The organism is Arthrobacter sp. I3, from assembly GCF_000520575.1.
Lineage (GTDB): Bacteria > Actinomycetota > Actinomycetes > Actinomycetales > Micrococcaceae > Arthrobacter > Arthrobacter humicola_A.
The window spans coordinates 183209-184716 of sequence record NZ_KI914916.1 but is presented as its reverse complement, the minus strand read 5'-3'; the positions used below and the strand labels follow the sequence as shown (position 1 = coordinate 184716).

The window sequence follows — 1508 nt, the reverse complement described above, 5'->3', positions numbered from 1 at the left end:
CGCCGGCTGCTGGTCCGCCGGCCGCGGAGTCGCCGGTACCCAGCCGGACCACCCAGCGGCGGAGCTGGCCGGGCAAGGGGAACGACTCCACGATGCCGGCGCCGGAGAGGAACAGTGCCGCATCCGGACCGAACCCGGTGCCGTCCGCGAAGTCACCCATCAGGTAACTGTCCGGGTACTCTTTCACGCGCACGTCGGCGCCCTGCAGCGCCCGCACCGTGGAACGCACGCCGTCGGCGGCAATGACCAGCGGCGCCGAATAGCGCAGGGTGCCACTCTTGGAGTCGGCTTCCACGCTGACCCGGCCGCCGTCGTCGGACAGTCCGGTGAGGCGGACGCCGCGGTGCAGGGCGCCGTCGCCGAGCTCGTTGACCCGCCGCTCCAGGTGCGCCTCAGTACGGGCCTGGGGCAGGGACAGGACGAACGGAAAGCGGTCCGAGACGCCGGCAAAGGACATCCGGGCGAGGCATTTTCCGCCGGCCATTGCCATACCTCGGCGGATCTGGACCCCCTCGGCAATCATGGCCTCGGCAACTCCGGTTCCCGCGAGCGCGGCCAGCGCCGGCGGATGGATGCCGATGGCGCGCGACTGCGGCTCCGGTGCGCCCCGCTGTTCCAGGACCTGAACATCCACGCCGTCCTGCAGCAACAGAGCGGCCATGAACAGCCCCACCGGACCGGCACCGATGATCAGAACCTCAGCCACTGGCGCCGGGCCCTGACTGGTAGACGCCGTCGGGAGTGCCGTGCAGCAGCAGGTTCCGGAAGGGGGCGTGGCGGGCGACGGTCCAGCCCGGGGGAGCGGCGGCGGTCAGTTCCGCGGCGGTGTAGCTTCGGCGGATGGAGGTCAGCCCGTCCCGCCGGATGTAGGAGCCGGTGAGCACCCAGGAGCCGGCAGAGAACAGCGCGTAGGCGGCGGGGCTGCGGCGGATGTCGTTGTGGACCACCGTGCCGCGGGACAACCGGGCCGACTCGGCGAGAAACTCTTCCAGCCCGTCAAGGTGGTGCAGGACATGGTTGGACACCACGAGGTCGTACCGGTTGCCCTCTTCGAGCAGCTCCGCGCTGGCCGCCTGGCGGAACGTCACGTCCGCCGTCGCGTGGCGGGCGCGGGCGAACAGGATCGCGCGCGGATCCGGGTCAATAGCGGTGACCTCGAGACGCAGTCCGTCCCTGGCCGCCCACCGGGCCAACAGCACGGAAACGTCGCCCCCGCCGCACCCGATATCCAGCAGGGAGGTGGCGGAAGCAGTGGACAGCCGGGGCCTGATCCGGGACCGGTAGATGCCGCGCCAGCCGGCGACGGCACGGTTGACGAGCGCAAACTGGGCATACGTGCGCTCCAGGCGGCCGGGGTCGCAGCCCGGCAGGTCCATTTCCTCGACGGCGTCGGATGCGCGGTCCCGCAGGAGGGCCGCCCGAAGGTGTTCCATGCCCCGCTTCGCGCTGAACGGATTCAGCGTGGCCGCCTTCAGACCCGTACCGCTACGGACTGCGCCGGCTCCGCC

2 protein-coding genes are annotated in these 1508 nt (G+C 71.4%); both read right to left on the bottom strand.

All coding sequences use genetic code 11. From position 1 onward, the window contains the following. A partial coding sequence (locus tag Y706_RS28010) for an FAD-dependent oxidoreductase (RefSeq protein ID WP_043435559.1) occupies nt 1-706 on the bottom strand: 706 nt, incomplete at its 3' end. Then, nucleotides 699-1433, bottom strand: coding sequence for a class I SAM-dependent methyltransferase (locus tag Y706_RS24500; protein ID WP_043435632.1), 735 nt, complete (start codon nt 1431-1433; stop codon nt 699-701). The genes Y706_RS24500 and Y706_RS28010, both read right to left, overlap by 8 nt. Nucleotides 1434-1508: the final 75 nt, after the last annotated feature.

Excerpts from the sequence above, each read along its gene's own strand:
- Y706_RS24500 (WP_043435632.1), bottom strand. The coding sequence starts at position 1,433 with ATGGAACACCTTCGGGCGGCCCTCCTGCGGGACCGCGCATCCGACGCC.